Source organism: Gemmata palustris, assembly GCF_017939745.1.
GTDB classification, from domain to species: domain Bacteria; phylum Planctomycetota; class Planctomycetia; order Gemmatales; family Gemmataceae; genus Gemmata; species Gemmata palustris.
The window spans coordinates 527,546-545,968 of sequence record NZ_JAGKQQ010000001.1; the positions used below are offsets into that span (position 1 = coordinate 527,546).

An 18,423-nucleotide genomic window follows, 5' to 3' on the forward strand; every position below is an offset into this window, starting at 1 on the left:
GGTGGGACGATCACACGGTGTAATCGCCGAGTTCCGCGCGGAGCCGGTGCAGCACCCGCGACTTCGCGACCCGCACCGCCCCGCCGGTCATCCCCAACTCGTCGGCCACGTCCTTCGGCGCGCGGCCCTCGACCGCGGTGAGCCAGAACGCCTGCCACGTGTGCGCTTCAAACTCGCACCGAATTAGCTCCAACCCGCGCCGGAGGAGTGCGGACACGGCCGCGTCCGCGGAGTCGTCGTAGGCCGGCGCGACTTCCGCCAATTGTGCGAGGCGCGACTGTGCTTCGCTCCCGCCGACCCCGGGCGGTTCTTTCTGAAGGCGCCGGAACGTGTCGGTCACCTTGTTCCGCGTGATCGTCCGCAGCCAGCCGCGGAACGTGCCCCCGGCGGGGCCGCGGTGGAACCCGGAAAGGTGCAGCGCGACCGACTGGAACACGTCCTGGAAGACGTCCGCGGTGTCCTGCTCGCGCACGCCCCACTGCCGGCACCAGTGCAGGACCAGCGGCGCGTAGAGCGCGACCAGTCGGTCCCACGAGCCGGGGGTCCGCACGCGCGCGGCTTCGAGCAGGCTCCGCGAGGTGCCCGTTGACGACGGCGCGTCTTCGCCGTTCACGAGTTGTGGTTCGGTGCTCATCGCCCGTCGATCGGGGACGGAGTGCGGCGGGGTGACTCTTACCGATTAGTGTGTCCGGTTCGGCCCGTGCTGTCGAGAGCGAAACCGCGTAACGCGCCCGCGTTAGAATGGTGACGCGGGGCACGAGCGCACGCGCACGAGGACGGCCCGATGAGCGAAAATGACTGTCCCGATCGGGACGCGATGACCCGGTTCGCGGTGGGCGATCTGGGCGCTCACGAGTTCGCGCGCGTGACGGCTCACGTCGAACACTGCTCGAGCTGTGCGTCGGCCCTCCAAGCACTCGATGCGCACACCGATCCGCTCGTGGCGAGTTTGCGGCACTCGTCGGCCGAGTTCAGTTGTGTCCCGGTTCCGCGCGCGCTGCTGTCGGCCGCACAGTCCGCGGGCACCGCGCCGGCGCCGCGCCGGATCGGGAAATTCGAGCTCCTCGAAGAACTCGGGAGCGGGTCGTTCGGGACCGTGTTCCGGGCGATCGATACCGAGTTGGGGCGCGAGGTCGCGATCAAGATCCTGCGCGCCGGGCGCCTGGCCCCGGCCGAGGACACCGAGCGGTTCCTGCGCGAGGCCCGCAGCGCGGCCCTTCTCAAGCACCCCGGTATCGTCTCGCTGTTCGAGGTCGGCCGGACCGAGGACGGGGTTTGTTACCTCGTGGAGGAACTGGTCCGGGGGCTGACGCTCGCGGAGCGCCTCCGCGCGGGGGCGCTCGACGCCGGGGCCGCGGCCAAAATCGTTGCCGCGGTCGCCGGGGCGCTCGAGGTGGCCCACGCGCTCGGCGTCGTTCACCGGGACATTAAACCGTCGAACATCATCCTCGACGCGGAGGGCGCGCCGCACGTCACCGACTTCGGTCTGGCGAAGCGCGACACCGAGGAGGCGACCACAATGACTCCGGAGGGGGAGGTGCTCGGCACCCCGGCGTACATGTCGCCGGAGCAGGCGCGCGGGGAGTCGCACCGGGTGGACGCTCGCAGCGACGTCTACAGCCTGGGCGTGATCCTCTACGAGCTACTCACGGGCGAGCGCCCCTTCCGCGGCAACCGCCGGATGCTGATGCTTCAGGTGCTCCAAGACGAACCGCGCCCGCCCCGCCGTCTCAACGACAAGGTGCCGCGCGACCTCGAAACGATCTGCCTGAAGGCGATGGCAAAATCCCCCGGCCGGCGGTACTCGTCCGCGGGGGAACTGGCTGATGATCTGCGCCGCTACTTGGCCCGCGAGCCGATCCGTGCCCGCCCGATGGGGCGCATCGAGCGCGCGTGGCGCTGGTGCTTGCGGAACCCGGTGCCGGTCGGGTTGCTCGCCGGGCTGTCGCTCGGTTCCGCGGTCGGGTTGTGGCACCTGACCCGGTTGAACGAGCGCCTCGTGCGCTCGACCGCGCTCGAGGGCGCGGCCCAACAAGCCGAAACGCTGGAGTGCCTCAACGACGTCTATTCGGAAGCCGTGGACCGAGCGATGCCGCGGGGCAAGGCGCTCGTGACGCACGACTACGCGACCCGCAATGACGCGCTGCCCCTCCCTTCGACGCTCACGATTGATTTGGGCAAGACGATCAGCGAGCGGAGCGAATCCGGGATGCAGGTGCGGCTTTACAGCGATTACCCGTGGAAATTCCGCAAGAACGGCGGGCCGGCGGACGACTTCGAGCGCGAAGCGTTGACGCGCCTGCGCGCGAACCCGGACGACCCGGTGTTCCGGTTCGAGGACTATCAGGGGCGCCCGGTGCTCCGCTATGCGATCGCCCGGCGGTTGCGCGAATCCTGTTTGGGGTGCCACAACAAGGATACTGTGAACAGCCCCAAGTTGGACTGGAAGGTCGGCGACGTGCGCGGGGTGGTCGAAATCATCCGCCCACTGGACCGCGACGAGGCCCGCGCCCGCGCCGGGCTGCACGAAACCTTTATTCTCATGGGAGTTGTAGCCGGATCGTTTCTCGCGGTGACCGTGATGTTCGTCGTGACCGGGTGGCGCAGGAGCGTTCTGGGAAAAGTCGTGTAACGCGCCCGCGTTCTGGGAAATACGGTCACCGCTCGCGCCGCGTTGAGTGCGCACATTCCCTTTCCTCTTCCCCAGGGAGTCTGACTCATGGTTCCGAACACGCGCCGGGAATTTCTCGCCGACGTCGGTCGCGGGATGCTGGTCGCCAGCCTCGGTTCGGCCGTCGCCACCGACCTCGGGCTCGCCCCGGCGTCCGCCGCCGAAGGCGCTGAGGCGCTCGATTTCGGCAAACTAGAGCCGCTCGCCGCGCTGCTCCAGGACACGCCCACCAGCAAGCTGATGCAGGTGTTAGTGGCGAAACTGAAAGACGGGATTGACCTCCGCACGCTGGTCGCGGCCGGGTCGCTCGCCAACGCCCGGGAGTTCGGCGGCAAGCACTACGAGGGCTACCACACCTTCATGGCGCTCGCGCCCGCGTTCGAGATGTCGAAGGAACTGCCCGAAGCCCAGCGCGCCCTCCCCGTGCTCAAGGTGCTCTACCGCAACGCGACCCACATTCAGGCGAAGGGCGGGCGCAAAAACGAGGTGCTGCACCCGGTCAAAGCGACCCCCGCGCCCGCGGGGAAGGTCGGCGGGGAAGTGCTACAGGAACTGACCCGCAAGAACGACCCGGCCACGGCCGAAGGGGTGTTCGCGGCTCTCGCGCACGATAGCGCCGATGATGCCTTCAACCACGTCATGTACTGTGTCGCGGATGACGTGAACGTTCACCGCGTGGTGCTCGCGTGGCGCTCGTGGGCGATGCTCGACTTCACGGGCAAGGAGCACGCGCACACGCTGCTCCGCCAGTCGGTGCTCTTCTGCTGCAACGAGAACCGAGTGGGTAAGCCGAGTGCCATCCAGACGCAACTGCCGAAACTGATGGACCAGTACAAACTGGCCGGGAAGAAGCCGGGCACGCGCGCCGGTGACGATGCGTGGGTGGAGGCGCTCGCGAAAGTGGTGTACGCGGACGGGCGCGATAAGGCTGCTGATGCGGTGGCCGCGGCACTCGCGGAAGGGTTCGCGCCCGCATCAATCAGCGACGCGATCAACCTCGCCGCGAACCAGCTCCTCCTCAACGACCCGGGTCGCACCCGCGCGGACGGCGCCAAGCAACTCGGGAGCGTTCACGGCGATTCGGTCGGCCTGCACGCTTCGGACGCTGCGAATGCGTGGAGAAATATCGCGAACGTGAGCAACGCGCGGAACACCTTCGCGGCGCTGATCGTGGGCGCGTACCACACGGCCGGTCAGAACGGCAATCAACTGAAGGAACCGTTCCACACTTCGGAACTGGAAAAGATCAAGACGACGGACGCGAAGGCGCTGCTCCAACAAACCGAGGACGCGATCCGGGCCGGGAACCAGGCGGTCGCCGCGGCCGTCGCACAGAAGTACGGTGCGGCCGGGCACCCGGCGCGGGCACTGCTCGACGTACTCATTCGGTACGGGGTGAGTGAGGACGGCGCGCTGCACGCCGAGAAGTATTACCGCACCGCGACCGAGGAGTTCGGCGTCACGCGGGCCGCCTTCAAATGGCGTCAATTGGTCGCGCTGGCGCGCGTGACGGCCAGCGAATTCGGCAAACCGGCCCCCGGTTTGGACGAGGCGAAGCGCCTCCTGAATGCCTGATACTGCTGTAAAGTAGCTTCAAAAGTCGCCGTCCTTCGTCTTCCCGCGCTCCGAACAGAAGGAGTTACGCTGGAGGATGAAGGGCGGCGACTTTTGAACCATAAAGGCTTTCGCCGCGGCGATTGATGAGGTATCCTGGGGCACCTGCACTCCCCGCGCCGATGGGTTTAGCCGTCGGCCCCTTCAATTGCTGGAACTGTTCAACGATGTGTTACCCGTCGCGCTGGGTCGTCGCGTTCGTTGGTCTGCTCGGGAGCGTCGCGAACGGGCGCGGGGCGGACCCGACGGACCACTTTGAGGCGAAGGTGCGGCCGGTTCTGATTCAGCACTGCACCAAGTGCCACGGCGCGGAGAAGCAGAAAGGCGGTTTGCGCCTCGACACCAAAGCCGGTTGGCAAGCGGGCGGCGACACCGGCCCGACACTCGTGCCCGGCAAGCCCGCCGAGAGCCTGCTTATTAAGGCGCTGCGCGGTGCGGACGGCGTTGCGCAAATGCCGCCGAACGGGAAACTGACCGCGGCGGAGATCGCTGCGCTCGAGCAGTGGGTGAAGGACGGGGCCATCGACCCGCGTGCCGCCGGCCCCGCGCGCCTCGGCGGGGTGACCGCCGCGGAAGCGAAAGAGTGGTGGTCGTTTCGGCCCGTGACGCGCCCGCCGGTGCCGAGCAGTGCTGGCACGAATCCCATTGATGCGTTCGTTCAGGCGAAACTCGCGGGGCAGAAATTAACTCTCTCCCCACCGGCCGACAAGCGAACCCTCATTCGCCGGACGACCTACGACCTGACTGGTCTTCCCGCCACGACCGAGGAAATCGAAGCATTCCTGAAGGACACGTCACCCGAAGCGTTCGCCAAAGTCGTGGACCGGCTGCTCGCGTCGCCGGCTTACGGTGAGCGGTGGGGCCGGCACTGGCTCGATCTCGTGCGCTACGCGGACACCGCGGGCGAAAACAGCGATCACCCGCTCCCGCACGCCTGGCGCTACCGGAACTGGGTGATTGACGCGGTCAACCGCGACGTGCCCTACGACGAGTTCCTCCGGGACCAACTCGCGGGGGACATCGTCGCGGCGCGCAGCCCCAACGAGAAATACGCTCCGCGCGTGGTCGCGACCGGGTTCCTCGCGCTCGCCCGGCGCTTCGGGCACGATATCGATAAAGACGTCCACCTCACATACGAGGACACGATCGACACCGTGGGCAAAGCCTTCCTCGGGCTCACGATCGGTTGCGCCCGGTGCCACGATCACAAGTACGACGCGATCACCGCGAAGGATTATTACGCGCTCTACGGCATCTTCGACAGCACGAAGTTCGCGTTCCCGGGGTGCGAACCGCAGCAGCTCCCGCGCGACCTCGTTCCGCTGATGCCGCCCGCGGAATGGGACCGCGTGGTGAAGCCCTACAAGGGCAAGCTCGCGAGCGTGGACGTGCGGCTCGCACAACTGCGTACCGAGCAGACCGAGTTGGCGCGGGCGCTGAAGACCCGCGCTACCACCCTGGGAAGTCTGCTCGCGAAGGGGGAGATCGCCGACGGCAGCGAACAGCCGTTCGACAAACTGCCGGCCGTGATTGATGTGCGGGCCGGTCAGTTCCTTCAACTCTCGGTGACGCCGCTGAAGAACCACGGCGCCGATTCGACGCTCATCGAATGGGACATCACCGAGATCGGTGGCAAGGAACGCCGATGGAACCTCACCGCCGACGTGCTCGACGACCTGCTCGCGGCGAACCCGCACGCGGACGCGCACGGCAACAAGCGCGTGTGGTGGTTCCTCGACACCCGCGACGGGCCGCTCCCGCTGCCGGAAGCCGCACGCGACCTCTCGGGTAAGCCCGGTCTGCACGCCTGGCGCAACGGCGACACGCCCTCGGTATTCGCGAACTCGTCGAAAGAACCCGTGTCCGTTTGGACCAAACTCCCGGCGCGATCAGTGTTCGTTCACCCCGGGCCGAACGGGAACGTGGCGGTGGGGTGGCTGTGTCCCATTGACGGCAAAGTGCGCATTACCGGGCGCGTGAAGGACGCGCACCCCGGCGGACCGGACGGCGTCGGCTGGATGCTCGAACAGTTCCCGGGAGAAGTTGGTGCGGATCTACTCTCCCTGGCGACGAAGTCCGAAAAGCTTCAGGCGCTCGAGCGCGAGCGGGCCGCGCTGGTCGCGTCCGCACCGACCCAGGACGTCGCGTTCGCGGTCGCGGAAGCGACCCCGCACGATGCGAAACTCCACCTCCGCGGTGACCCAGAAAAGCCCGGCCCGGTCGTTCCGCGGCGCTGGCTCGAAGTGTTCGGCGGTGAGTTGCTCCCCGCGAAAGCTGGGAGCGGCCGGCTCGAACTTGCGGGCTGGATCGCGTCGAAGAACAACCCACTCACGGCCCGCGTGATGGTGAACCGCGTCTGGCTGCACCACTTCGGGCGCGGGCTGGTGAAGACCCCGAACGACTTCGGCACGCGCGGGAGCGCGCCGACGCACCCGGAACTGCTCGACTGGCTCGCGAGCGAATTCGTTGAAGGAAACTGGAGCGTGAAGGCACTCCACCGCCGAATCATGCTCTCGGCAACGTACCAGCAAGCCAGTGCGATGCGGCCCGACGGGGCCAAGGTTGATGCGAACAACGACCTGTACTGGCGCTTCGATCGGCGCCGGTTGAGCGGTGAGGAGTTGCGCGATTCGCTCCTCACCGCGAGTGGGCAACTCGACCGCAAGTCGGGCGGCGCGCACCCGTTCCCGCCCGAAGCGAGCTGGAGCTATTCACAGCACGTTCCGTTCAGCACCTTCTACGATTCCGACAAGCGGAGCGTGTACCTCATTAGCGTGCGCAACCGCCGGCACCCGTTCCTCGGGCTCTTCGACGGCGCGGACCCGAACGCGACCACCCCGCAGCGCCAGGACACCACCGTTCCGACGCAGGCGCTCTACTTCCTCAACGACCCGTTCTTCCACGCCCAAGCGGACAAAGTCACCGCCCGTGCGCTGGCGAAGCCCGAAGCGACGCGGCTCGACGAACTGTTCCGCGCCGCGTTTCAGCGTGTGCCCACCGCGAAAGAACGCGAGGCTGCTGCGGCCTTCTTGATGCGATACACGACCGCAGTCACCGACACCCCGGCCGCCGATCGCACGAAGGCAGCGTGGGCCGCACTCACGCGCATCCTGCTGGCGAGCAACGAATTCCTCTATTTGGACTGAACATGCACTCTCCTACTCGCCGCGGATTCGTGCAGTCGGCCGTGGCCGGTTCGCTCCTCATGCCCGGTATCATCAGTGAACTTCTCGCGAACGACGCGGCCGACCCGCTCGCGCCCAAGAAGCCGCACTTCGCTCCGAAGGCCAAGGCGGTCATCTTCCTGTTCATGAGCGGCGGCGTGTCGCACGTCGATTCGTTCGACCCGAAGCCGAAACTCACCGCGAACCACGGCAAGACGGTCACACTCGACCACCCGGAAACGCGCAACCGGCCCGGGTACGAGAAGCTGTTTCTCAAGCAGCCGAACTGGAAGTTCGCCCCGCGCGGCAAGAGCGGGATCGAAACGAGCGACCTGTTCCCGCATCTGGCGAAGCAGATCGACGACATTGCGCTCGTCCGCTCGATGCACACGAGTCACTCGAACCACTACAACGCGACGCTCGGGATGCACACCGGCTCGTTCACGGTCGCGCGGCCGAGCATCGGCTCGTGGATGAGCTACGGCCTCGGTACCTCGAACCGGAACCTGCCGTCATTCCTCGTGCTCGCGCCGCAGATGCCTTACGCGGGCACGCAGGTGTGGGCCTCGGACTTCCTCCCCGGCGCGCACCAGGGCACGCGGGTGATACCGGGCACGGAGCCGATCGCGAACCTCAAACGGCGCGTCCCCACCGCCCAGCGCCAGGAGCTCGAACTGGATGCGCTCAAGGCGTTCAACGAGGAGCACCAGAGCACGCGCGCGGACGATCCGAATCTCGCGGCGCGCATCAAGTCCTTCGAGACGGCCGCGGGGATGCAGTCCGAAATGCCCGCGGCCCTGGATTTGTCGAAGGAAACGGACGAAACGCTCGCGCTCTACGGGCTGAAGCGCGGGCAGCAGGAGGGGTTCGGCTGGCAGTGCCTCGTCGCCCGGCGGTTGGTCGAGCGCGGCGTGCGGTTCGTGGAGCTGATCCACACCGGGTCGAGCGCGAACTGGGACTCGCACGGGAACATGGCCGATCACGGCCGGCTGGCCCAGCAGGTCGATCAGCCGATGGCGGGCCTGATGAGCGACCTGAAGCGCCTCGGGCTGTTCGACGACGTGCTCGTTGTGTGGACGACGGAGTTCGGGCGCACGCCGTTCAACAACACCGCGGACAACCCCGGGCGCGAGCACCACAACTGGGCGTTCAGCTCGTGGCTGGCCGGGGCCGGGGTCAAGCGCGGCGTCGCTTACGGCGCGACCGACGAGCACGGGATCAAGCCCGTCGAGAAGCCGGTTCACGTCCACGACTTCCACGCGACGATTCTCCACCTCATGGGCATCAACCACGAGAAGTTGACGTACCGGCACGCGGGCCGCGACTACCGCCTCACGGACGTCGAGGGCGAAGTGGTGAAGGGCGTACTGTCCTGATGAGCCCCAGTTGGTACGATCGCTAACACCATGCCGTTCACTCACACCGTTCGCGGCGAAAGATTCGCTTTTGCCGACTTGCGAGAGTTGCTCGCGAAGGCCAACGAGCTGAAGTCCGGCGACGTGCTCGCGGGGCTCGCGGCCCGGTCCGAGCGCGAGCGCGTCGCGGCCAAACTCGCGCTCGCGGATGTGCCGCTTTCGGCCATCGTCGAAGACCCCGTCATCAGCCCGGACGCGGACGACGTCTCCAAACTCATTCTCGACACGCACGACCGAGAGGCGTTCGCGCGCATCCGCTCGCTGACGGTGGGTGCGTTCCGCGAGTTCTTGCTGGACGAAACTACCACGGGAGAAACGCTCCGCGGGTTGAAGTGGGGCGTTTTGCCGGAAGTGGCCGCCGCGGTCGCGAAGTTGATGGGCAACAAGGAACTCGTGTTCGTCGCGTCGAAGATTCGCAACGTGACGCGGTGCCGGAACACGATGGGCGGGCCGGGCGTGTTCGGCGTCCGCGTGCAGCCGAACCACCCGACCGACGACCTCGCGGGCATTCTGGTGAGCGCGGTCGACGGCCTCGCCTACGGGTGCGGCGACGCCATGATCGGCGTGAACCCCGCGACCGATTCCGTTGAAACCGTTTCTGCGGTCCTCCACCTGTTGGACCGCCTCATCACGAAGCTCGGGGCGCCGACGCAGGCGTGCTGTCTCGCGCACATCACCACGCAACTCGCGGCCCTCGAGCGCGGCGCGCCGGTCGATCTCCTCTTTCAGTCGGTCGCGGGAACGCAGGCGGCGAACCGGAGTTTCGGCGTCACGCTCGCGATGCTGAAGGAGGGTCGGGAGCGCGTGCTCGAGTCGCACCGCCGGCGCGACGTGAATTGGGCCGGCGATCAGGTGATGTACTTCGAGACGGGGCAGGGGAGCGCTCTGTCTGCGGAAGCGCATCACGGCGTGGATCAACTCACACTGGAGGCCCGCGCCCAGGCGGTCGCCCGCGCCTTTGATCCGTTCCTGGTGAACACCGTGGTCGGGTTCATCGGCCCCGAGTACCTCGCGGACGAACGGCAGATCATCCGCGCCGGACTCGAGGATCACTTCGTGGGGAAGTTACTCGGCCTGCCGATGGGCGTGGACGTGTGCTACACCAACCACGCCGACGCGGACCAGAACTCGGCCGATAACCTGCTGCTCTTACTCGCCGCAGCCGGGTGCAACTACATCATGGGCGTGCCGTGTACTGATGACGTGATGCTGAACTATCAGTCCACCAGTTTCCACGACGCCGCGCTCGTGCGGAGCCTGTTCGGACTGCACCCCGCGCCGGAGTTCCGCGCGTGGCTCGAGACCTACGGCCTCACGCGCGACGGGAAGTTGACGAGCGGCGAGCGCCCGGCACTGTTGGGAAGCGTTACCAAGATACTTGCGGAGTGAAGGTGTGGACTCGTTACGAGAAGATCCGAAAGTCGATGTGCCTACAAAAAAAGCGCCCCGCGTTGTTGTGGCAGCCTCTCCCTCTGCCACAACAACGCGGGGTGTTTGCTTCAGAAAGCGACTCATCGTGCAGAATGCCTCTCCCCTCATCCTGCACGATGAGCCACTTCTTTAGTACCAGCAAGTAAAGCACGCCTCGCGCCAATTTCGAGCACCAGCCAGGGACTTGTCCCAAGTCCTTGATTCGCCGATATTTTAGTTTGGTATTTTTCTCTCAGAGTGTCGCTGCGATTTCGTTGCCTGCGCGATTTGCGCGCACTTTGGAATTTGGGTGCCAGTAATAGCGTCACCGATTGAGATTCTGCTTCCTGAGCAGTATACTCGCCGCACACGGATCTTGATTGTTGGAGGTGCCCATGACTGCAACGGACCTCGTTCACCGTCCGCTCGGTGGGGCGCGTGTATTGGTCGCGGAGGGCGACGCGGACGATTCCGTTGTTCTTACCGCGGTCCTGCGTCTGAACGGATTCGATGCACGTGAAGCCCGGACCGCGGAAGCCGCATTGAAGGCGACGTCCGAAACCCGCCCGTCGGTACTGGTGGTCGATCTAGATCTGCCCGATCAGGACGGCTGCGCGCTTATTCGCCGGGTGCTCCGGCTGCCCAATCCGCCGGCCGTCGTCGTGGTCACCGCGCACACTGCAGAAAGCGTTCGTCGTGCGGCCACGGCCGCAGGTGCATCCGCGTTCTTGTTGAAGCCGGCCGATCCGGTCGAACTCGCGAAGTTGGTCGGGCAGTTGAGTGAGGAGCAGTTGAGCCGCAAGACCGGGTGAGTGCGTTCATTCATCCGGGGCAAGCATTACGCGGTGAAAGTGCATTCACAACGAGAGGGGCGTTCGGGCCGTCATCCGCGCCCCGAACGCCCCGAGCAAATCACGGCTTCTTGCCGTCCTTACCCGGTGGACCGGGCGGGGGGCCGAACTTGGGGGCTGGGAACAGGTCCGTGAGCAGTTCCGAGAACGCCGACTCTTCGAGCTTACCGGTCTTCTTCTTGTCGAACGTGTCGAACAATTTGCCCGCTGCGCCAACCAACTCCTCCGACGTCAGCTTGCTGTCCTTGTTCGCGTCCGCGCGGGACAGGATCGGTCCGGCCATAAAGTTCCCGAGCGAGAACCCGCCCGGAGGGGGCGAACCCTCGGGCGGCTTCGGGAACATTCCGTTGAGTCCCGCGGTGAGCGCCTTCTGATCGACCAACCCGTCCTTGTCCTTTTCGCACGCGGCGAAGATTTTCTTCGCGGTCGAGACCCACTCGTCCCGGGACAGTTTTCCATCCGTGTCGGCATCCAGGGCACCCATCAGCGGCCCGGCCATGATGTCGCCCATCTTCGGTGGCGGCCCGCCGAACCCGCCGCCCGTCGGGACGTGTCCCTTGGACGCGCCCGCGACCTGCGACGCGACCGACGTCGTGCGCTTCTCGATGAACGTCTTGAGGCCCGGCGGTTTGCCGAAGCCGAATCCGGTCGGCGCGGCTTCTTTGCGCGCCTGAGCCGCCTTGTCGTCGCGCGCGATCAGTTCCTTCGTGGCCGCCTCCGCGGTCTCCAGCTCCTTCATCAAGCGCTGTTTATCGAAGCACTTGACTTCCAGTTCCTTGAGCAGTTTCTGGTACTTCTCGGCCGTTCCCGGGACCGCGAGCAGGCGCTCGGTCAGCCGGTGCGTGCCCGCGTAGGGGTGCATCAGGCTCAGGTCCATCTGCTGTTCCGCGGTGCCGAGGATCATGAAGTTGGCGAACGCGCGATCGAGATCCCAGGGGAAGAAGTGGAACTTGCCGGTCTTCGGGTGCAGGTAGATGTAGTAGTTGTGCCCGAGCGTGAAGAACCCGTCCGAGTTGGCCACGAACGCGGTCGCGGCCAGGAACCGCAGGTACGCATCGGTATCGAGGTACGAGTCGATCTCCTTGCGGAACGTGGCGTCGTCGGCCTTTTGCACCAGCCGGGCGAACCCGATCACGCGCTTGGCCTCGTCCGCGGTCGCGTCGCGCTTCGGGGCGAACGGCTTCTTGTACCGCTCCCACTCGTCGCCCATGTCCGTGAGTTCGCGCACGCCTTCCGGCTTCAGCAAGAGCCCCGCGTCGGTGCCGAAATTGTTACGCAGAAACAACTTGTCCACCGGTTCGGTCGCGGTGTAGAACCCGAGCAGTTCCTTGTCGTACTTGCCCGGAACCGTCAGTCGCACCTCCGCGAACGCGGTACGCGGGGCGGGTACCCCGGCCGTGCGGTAGAGCGAGTAGCCGAGCGATTCCCGGAGCTTGGACGGGTCCGCGACCCCGCAGTGGAGGTTGATCGTCTTCGACCCGTGGAACCGCCCGCTTCCGCCGAAGTGGTCGAGATCGACCTTGAACGACTTCTTGATGGTGCGGGATGCGTCCCCGATGGTGCCGTTCCCCTTGTACCGGATGCCGACGTCCTTGAACGTCTCGGTGCCGATCGTCACCGTACCCGTGGCCCACGGCAAATCGACGCCGAAGTTATTCCGGTGAACCTCTCGGTTCGGATCGGCGGGCTTCTCCGGGGTTTTCGGAGTGGGACCGGGGCCGGGGCCGAACCCCGGGAACCCGCGCCCCCCGCGGGGCTGCATCGCGGCGAACTCCTCGGCCGAGATCGTGATGTGGACGTCCCACACCCGACCCGGCTCGAAGGCGCCCAATTTCTTCTCCGGTTCGGCCGCAACAGTCGGCGTACCAGCAGAAGCGAGGGCCAACCCCATCGCGCTCGCGAACCACCACGAATGGAAACCGAACCGAGAGCCGTTACCCATCGCTTCTCCCGTTGTCGGACGGATTTGATCGCGCTCGTGACGTCAGGCTGATTCACCTGACGATAACTGGAACTTCTCTCAATCTTCATAGATACCGTTGCGCGGCGCGTGCAGCGCGCAAAAAAGGCTGAAAACGACGTGAGTTCGTCCGGCTTGTGGTTCTCGTATCGGACCCTGGCGAGAGCTGGAGGGGTGTATCGGTCTGCGGCGCCCCGCTGTTTGGTGCCCGCGGGGCGCGGAGTCGGAAAGTGAGTGCCTGACTGGATTAACGCGAACTATTTCTTCCCTTTCAGGGCTTCGAGCAGCGCCTCAACACCAGCCCTTGCAACTTCGGCGTCCTGTTCGCCGCTTCCACCGCCAATGCCGATCGCGCCAATCACTTGGCCGTCCACTATGATCGGCACCCCGCCCTTTAACGTTGTGATCTTGCCGCCGCTCGCGGTTGCCGCGTTCTGGATACTCAAGCTCAGGAGCGCGTCCGGTTCGCCCTTTGCAGGCAGCGTTCCTGTCTCCTGGCGAAAGGTCGCGGCCGAGACCGCTTTGGTAAGTGCCGTGGACCCGCTCGCCGGGCGCGCTCCGTCCATTCGGGCGAACGCCAGCAGGTGCCCACCGTCATCGACGACGGCAATGTTGGACTTCAGGCCCATTGCCGCGGCCTTCTTCTTGGCACCTTCCAGAGCCGTTTCAGCTCCCGCGAGGTTCAACTGAACGCGCTCGCGCGTGACCAGCGGAGCCTTCTTCTCTTGGGCCACGACAAGGGGAGAGGCTATCAGCGAACCAACCAGAACGAGCACGATTCGGGAGAGGGACACGACGGTTCTCCATTTACGGGAATGCGCGAACTTCGCGCCACGAGAGCTGTTGTAGGAGTGATCGCGATCGCCCGCGTGCGCCGAGTTGCGGCGCACGCGGACGGGTTTGGCAGGTTGGCTAGCCCAAACGCGCCTGCCACTGGAGAAGTGGTAGTGCTGGCCGTGCTCCAATTACTGGTCAACCTGAAACACTATCGCGAGATCCCGGTTCACGGTTCGTTGATAGAAGTCTCGGACTTGAACAAAATACTCCCAGGTGTAGTCAAAGTCGATTTCAGTATCGACGAGGTACATCTCGTATCGATGCACGCCGACCCCCGGCGGGTTTCGATCCAGTGAGAAATATTGCTCTTTGAACCAGTCCCGCGTCAAGCCGTCGATGGCCGCAACAACTCGCTTGGCAAGACGCGGCTCGACGTAGGAAATAATCCAGTCGGGTCGGTCCGAAAGCTGTCGCGCTCCGAGCACGCAAGCGCGCTTCGTTTCATCGCCGTGTTCCGCATCCAACCAGCCGTCGCACAAACAGCGGTGCATGGCGTCCCACGATTTATCGACGGACTGAATACGATGGTCCGCGTCGGCCGAGGCATACAAAGAGTCGAGGAACTCTAGCCGACTGTCAACATCCGTCAATTTCACGAGCGTCGAGGCTTCTTGGGGTAGTAACGCTGTGTAGTATCCGCGACATGCCACACCGCACCTGCTTACTTGTATTGGACCAAGCTACCCGTATCGTTTGGATGCCGGTCACAATAACCACAATCCGGCCCAGTCACAACAGTGGATCAGGCCGGATTGTGGCACCACTATTCCCGCCAAAGGGAGCTGGAGCTATTTACTCAGGGCCGCGAGATCGGCCCGCAGGGTCGCTTGATCGGTCACGCCCTCGTACCGGCGAACTACCTGCCCGTCGCGGAAGATCAGCAACAACGGGATCGCCGAAACTTGGAACTTGGCGGCCAGTCGCGGGTTCGTCTCGGTGTTCACCTTGCAGACTTTGTAGTCGCGTGCGATCCCGGCCAGGACCGGGTTCATGGTCCGACACGGCCCGCACCACGCGGCCCAGAAGTCCACCAGAACCGGACCCGGATCTTCAAGCACTTCGCGCTTGAAGTTGAACTCTTCGAGCAGCATTACGCACCTCCGATCATTTTCAGGTAGCGGTCCGCGGACCGCTCCACCGCGCCCTTCGCATCGCTCTTCACGACTTGCTCGGGGAACGCCCCGTACAGGCGCTCGAACGCGAACGGCTTGAGGCTCTTGACTACTCGTTTGATGGGCGCCGGGCCGAGAGGGATCATGTTCGGGTAGCTCCACATGAAACTGACCCAGCGCCGGTCCTGGCACACATACGGCTGATCGCCGGACAAAAGCACGCCTTTACCCTCCGCGCCGGCGGGCCAGTGGAGCACCTGGAACCCGTCGAAGTGCCCGCCCGTTTTCACCAGAGTTAGTCCGCCCAGGAGCGACTTCGTGTCGCCGTCCCAGAACTTCACCACGTCGTCCGGGCGGAGCACCCACTTCGCGTCCAGTTTGTGAATGTGGACCGGAACTTTTCCGAACGCGTGGCTCCATTCGACCATCGTCGTGTAGTAGTGCGGGTGCGAGACCGCGATGGCGGCTAGCCCGCCGAGTTTCTTTATGGCCGTGACGGTCGCGTCATCGAGCGGGGGAACGCAGTCCCAGAGTACGTTCCCCTCTTTGGTGCGAACGAGGAACGCACGCTGCCCGATCCCGGCCTTTGGCTGCGGGTGGATGGTGTGCAGGTCCGTTTCTTCTTCAGCGAATACGTTCTTGTGCGTTTTCTTGTACTCGTCGAGGGTGGTCCACTTCTGCCCGCCGTGGCCCACGTACTGGCGCTCGTCCTGGCAGATCGGGCACGCATCCGGCTCCTTCTCGGTGGGCGCGTACTGCATCCCGCACGTGACGCAAATGAAGTGCTTCATGAGAGGCGCTCCGGCAGCGGTTGAACCGGCCAGCCCGAGAGCGACACTGGCGGCGGTCGAGTGTTTGAGGAAGGTTCGGCGGGTGTGTCGGTGCGGCATGAATGCTCCGTGGTGATCCCGACGGGCGATTTCAGAGCGATTATTGTAGGCGGGGTGGTCAAAGGGGACGAAAAGGCAGAACCGCCAAGAACCGGCGCACTGCTGTGAGATGTGGGCGCTCGAACGGGCATTGGCCGCTCTTAATTGCTCCTTGCTCGCTCCCCAGCAACCCGTCCGAGAAGGAGGCCGAAACCCACCTGGCCGGGACGGGGACCGCGTGATCGAGATCCTGACCAACGTGTGCGGTTCATGGGCACGTTCGGGGTGAGTGTGTACTCCGCTCTCGGGGCCGAATCCCTTCACCCGCTCTCGCCCCTGACCGCGACGTTGAACTACGGCGTCATCGGTCCCGACGGCCGGGTGCCCGTGCGCATCGTCTACGATCACCGGGCGCTGGACGGGGGAACAGTCGCCCGGACCCTCGCCCGGCTCGAAGAGGTTCTGAACGGCGACATCTACCGCGAACTCGCTTCGTACATCGAACGCGATTCAATGGACTGCCGCGCCGAGGCCGCGTGATCGGGCCGCGGGCGGTGCGTCGACGCGCCCCTATTTGATGTCCACGTTAAAGGTGCTCTTTTCTCCGGCGTTCACCGTTGTGGACAGCCCCGACTTGAGCGGATCGAGGAACCGTTCGGGGAAAGGCGCGTGGGGCGAGGTACCTCCTCGCAGCGAACCGATGTGCGCTTTTTCACGCGCGTGTAGCGCTTTCGGATCGGCTTTCGAGGGATCGTCGTCCCTGGAGGGTTTCCCGGCCTTGGCTGCAGCCTCGTCCCCAGCCCCAGAAATGGCGAATCCCACTTTGACGGGGCCGCTCGGTACCCCCGTGACGCTGTAAGTCCCGTCTGGGGCAACCCCGGTCGACACGACCTTCCCCGTGGTCGACATGAATGTGATCGCGAGCCCGGGGACTTGTGGGGCCTTCCCTTTTACGGTCACGGTCCCGGAGACCTCACCGGTCGGTTCACCGTTGCATCCGGTGAGGAGGGCGGCTCCCAGCGCGAGCGCGAGGGGCGCGCCCCGGCGCATCGTTTGGACCACCGATTGAACAGGCGTGCTCATTATTTCCGCTAGTTGGTTGAGTGCGGGACGAGTGATAGAAACGTCCCAACCACAAATAGTTGGGACGCGGTGTGTGAGGTGTACCGGTACGGTACTCTTGTCGGCTCGCGGTTCGGTGCCCCAAGAAATAAGCCTCCAACGCGAGCACCGTTCAGTTGCCCGTAGCGAGTTCGCCCGAGGCCCGGGACGCCAGTGCCTCGAGCACCGTTTTTGTGCCGTCCGCGATGAGCGTGTTGCCCGCGGCAAAGGTGAGGAACGCCACGTGCCCGTCGGCGAACACGAAGTTGCTCCCGCCCGTGTGAGAGCTGTTGAGCGTGGCGAACTGGCAAAAGTTCGTTAGGGACGCGGGAGCCGGAAGCGTCGGGGGCACGCACTCCGGGCCGGCCGTGTACCCGGTCTGGTAGGGGTAGAAGTTGGTCGTCGCGCGGACCGGGGAACTGGTGTCGCGGCCCGAGAGCGTCCACCAGCCCCAATACTTGTCCGGGGCGGGGCCGCGCTCGCCGAGAGCTAGCGTGTTGCTCGTCCCGTCCGTGACCCCGGTGATGGGGATGCCGGAACCGTATTTGAGCGTGATGGAGTACGGGGACGGGGTGTACGTGTAGTTGTACGTCGTGGTCGCGATCACGCTCGTGTCGTTGGGGTAGCTGTAGTTGTAGACGTAGCTCCCGCCCGTGCCGGTGTTGGAGCCGGTGGGGTTGAGCGACGCACTGTTCTCGTACACGGAGACGTAGAACGCGAGCCCGTAGGAGTTGTCGCTGTACTGCTGTCCGGCCAGCGGGTGCGACGGGCACTGGATCATCTTGAGCGAATTGTTGTACGCCGCCTTGTCCTGCTCGAAGTACGCCTTGATCTGGCTGATCCAGTTCCCGTTCCCCGAGTACGAGTAGGAGTACGGGGCCGCGGTGTAGGAGTACTGGTAGTCGTAACGGCTGGGGAACCGCTGGTTCGCGTCGTGGTAGTTGTGCATCGCGAGGCCGAGTTGCTTCGAGTTGTTCGTGCAACTCATCCGGGCCGCGGCCTCGCGGACCTTTTGCACGGCTGGGAGCAGCAACCCGATGAGGATCGCGATGATCGCAATCACCACCAGCAGTTCGATCAGTGTGAAGGCCCGGCGGGGCCGGACAAATGGGACGCGCATGGCTGGCTCCTGACACAGGCGCGATCGCTCGCCCGCGGTTACGACCGGGGTGAATCGCGCGGATCGAGAATCGGTTCTCGCATTCGCCCAACGAGTACGGCGAATGGGACCGTTGTGAAGAGAGAGTTGCGCGGACCGGGAGGAGCACCGGCCACCAAGCGGAAGAGGTTTCGATCAGTGCCAATTATTTCCAGTAGCGCATCTAACAATTTCACTTCTAACGCCGGTGCTGTTGCGAGTCGGCGTTTCCAATACAAGATCGTCGGATATCACAGCACTAGAAATAGGTTAATTACGAG

The 18,423-nt window shown here is 64.9% G+C and carries 15 protein-coding genes; 7 read left to right on the forward strand and 8 right to left on the reverse strand.

Annotated features, from left to right (window positions below; all coding sequences use genetic code 11):
* Window positions 1-10: 10 nt before the first annotated feature.
* Complete coding sequence (locus tag J8F10_RS02150) at window positions 11-634, reverse strand: RNA polymerase sigma factor (RefSeq protein ID WP_210652237.1); 624 nt, start codon at window positions 632-634, stop codon at window positions 11-13.
* Between the two features lie 150 nt (window positions 635-784).
* Here J8F10_RS02150 and J8F10_RS02155 point away from each other — a divergent pair, with 150 nt between their 5' ends.
* The 6 genes from J8F10_RS02155 (at window position 785) to J8F10_RS02180 (ending at window position 11,086) form a co-directional block, all read left to right on the forward strand.
* Window positions 785-2,632, forward strand: coding sequence for a protein kinase domain-containing protein (locus J8F10_RS02155; RefSeq protein ID WP_210652241.1), 1,848 nt, complete (start codon window positions 785-787; stop codon window positions 2,630-2,632).
* 87 nt (window positions 2,633-2,719) lie between these two features.
* On the forward strand, window positions 2,720-4,246 hold the full coding sequence (locus J8F10_RS02160) for a hypothetical protein (protein ID WP_210652244.1): 1,527 nt from the start codon (window positions 2,720-2,722) through the stop codon (window positions 4,244-4,246).
* A gap of 206 nt (window positions 4,247-4,452) precedes the next feature.
* Window positions 4,453-7,431, forward strand: a complete 2,979-nt coding sequence (locus J8F10_RS02165; protein WP_210652245.1) for a PSD1 and planctomycete cytochrome C domain-containing protein — start codon at window positions 4,453-4,455, stop codon at window positions 7,429-7,431.
* A gap of 2 nt (window positions 7,432-7,433) precedes the next feature.
* Window positions 7,434-8,825 carry a DUF1501 domain-containing protein gene (locus tag J8F10_RS02170; protein ID WP_210652247.1) on the forward strand — a complete coding sequence of 464 codons (1,392 nt, stop codon included), beginning with the start codon at window positions 7,434-7,436 and terminating at the stop codon, window positions 8,823-8,825.
* Window positions 8,826-8,855: 30 nt separating this feature from the next.
* A complete protein-coding gene (locus J8F10_RS02175; RefSeq protein ID WP_210652249.1) occupies window positions 8,856-10,253 on the forward strand; it encodes an ethanolamine ammonia-lyase subunit EutB in 1,398 nt (465 codons plus the stop codon).
* A gap of 416 nt (window positions 10,254-10,669) precedes the next feature.
* Window positions 10,670-11,086, forward strand: coding sequence for a response regulator (locus J8F10_RS02180; RefSeq protein ID WP_210652250.1), 417 nt, complete (start codon window positions 10,670-10,672; stop codon window positions 11,084-11,086).
* Between the two features lie 100 nt (window positions 11,087-11,186).
* On the opposite strand, the gene J8F10_RS02185 is transcribed toward J8F10_RS02180, so the two are convergent.
* The 5 genes from J8F10_RS02185 to J8F10_RS02205 all read right to left on the reverse strand — a co-directional run bounded on the left by J8F10_RS02185 (window position 11,187) and on the right by J8F10_RS02205 (window position 15,825).
* Window positions 11,187-13,067: a CotH kinase family protein gene (locus tag J8F10_RS02185; RefSeq protein WP_246522798.1), complete on the reverse strand. Its 1,881-nt coding sequence runs from the start codon at window positions 13,065-13,067 to the stop codon at window positions 11,187-11,189.
* A 275-nt stretch (window positions 13,068-13,342) separates the two neighbouring features.
* Complete coding sequence (locus tag J8F10_RS02190) at window positions 13,343-13,879, reverse strand: GlcG/HbpS family heme-binding protein (RefSeq protein WP_210652252.1); 537 nt, start codon at window positions 13,877-13,879, stop codon at window positions 13,343-13,345.
* A gap of 171 nt (window positions 13,880-14,050) precedes the next feature.
* Window positions 14,051-14,572, reverse strand: coding sequence for a DUF1877 family protein (locus J8F10_RS02195; protein WP_210652253.1), 522 nt, complete (start codon window positions 14,570-14,572; stop codon window positions 14,051-14,053).
* Window positions 14,573-14,710: 138 nt separating this feature from the next.
* A complete protein-coding gene (locus tag J8F10_RS02200) occupies window positions 14,711-15,013 on the reverse strand; it encodes a thioredoxin family protein (RefSeq protein ID WP_210652254.1) in 303 nt (100 codons plus the stop codon).
* Complete coding sequence (locus J8F10_RS02205; RefSeq protein WP_210652255.1) at window positions 15,013-15,825, reverse strand: MBL fold metallo-hydrolase; 813 nt, start codon at window positions 15,823-15,825, stop codon at window positions 15,013-15,015. Before J8F10_RS02205 ends, J8F10_RS02200 begins: the two co-directional genes overlap by 1 nt.
* A 348-nt stretch (window positions 15,826-16,173) precedes the next feature.
* Between J8F10_RS02205 and J8F10_RS02210 the strand changes: the two genes are divergently transcribed.
* Window positions 16,174-16,443, forward strand: a complete 270-nt coding sequence (locus J8F10_RS02210; protein WP_210652256.1) for a hypothetical protein — start codon at window positions 16,174-16,176, stop codon at window positions 16,441-16,443.
* Between the two features lie 30 nt (window positions 16,444-16,473).
* Here J8F10_RS02210 and J8F10_RS02215 read toward each other — a convergent pair whose 3' ends face one another.
* Together J8F10_RS02215 and J8F10_RS02220 are read right to left on the reverse strand one after the other, a co-directional pair.
* Complete coding sequence (locus J8F10_RS02215) at window positions 16,474-16,986, reverse strand: hypothetical protein (RefSeq protein WP_210652257.1); 513 nt, start codon at window positions 16,984-16,986, stop codon at window positions 16,474-16,476.
* A gap of 151 nt (window positions 16,987-17,137) precedes the next feature.
* On the reverse strand, window positions 17,138-18,124 hold the full coding sequence (locus J8F10_RS02220) for a DUF1559 family PulG-like putative transporter (protein WP_210661714.1): 987 nt from the start codon (window positions 18,122-18,124) through the stop codon (window positions 17,138-17,140).
* Window positions 18,125-18,423: the final 299 nt, after the last annotated feature.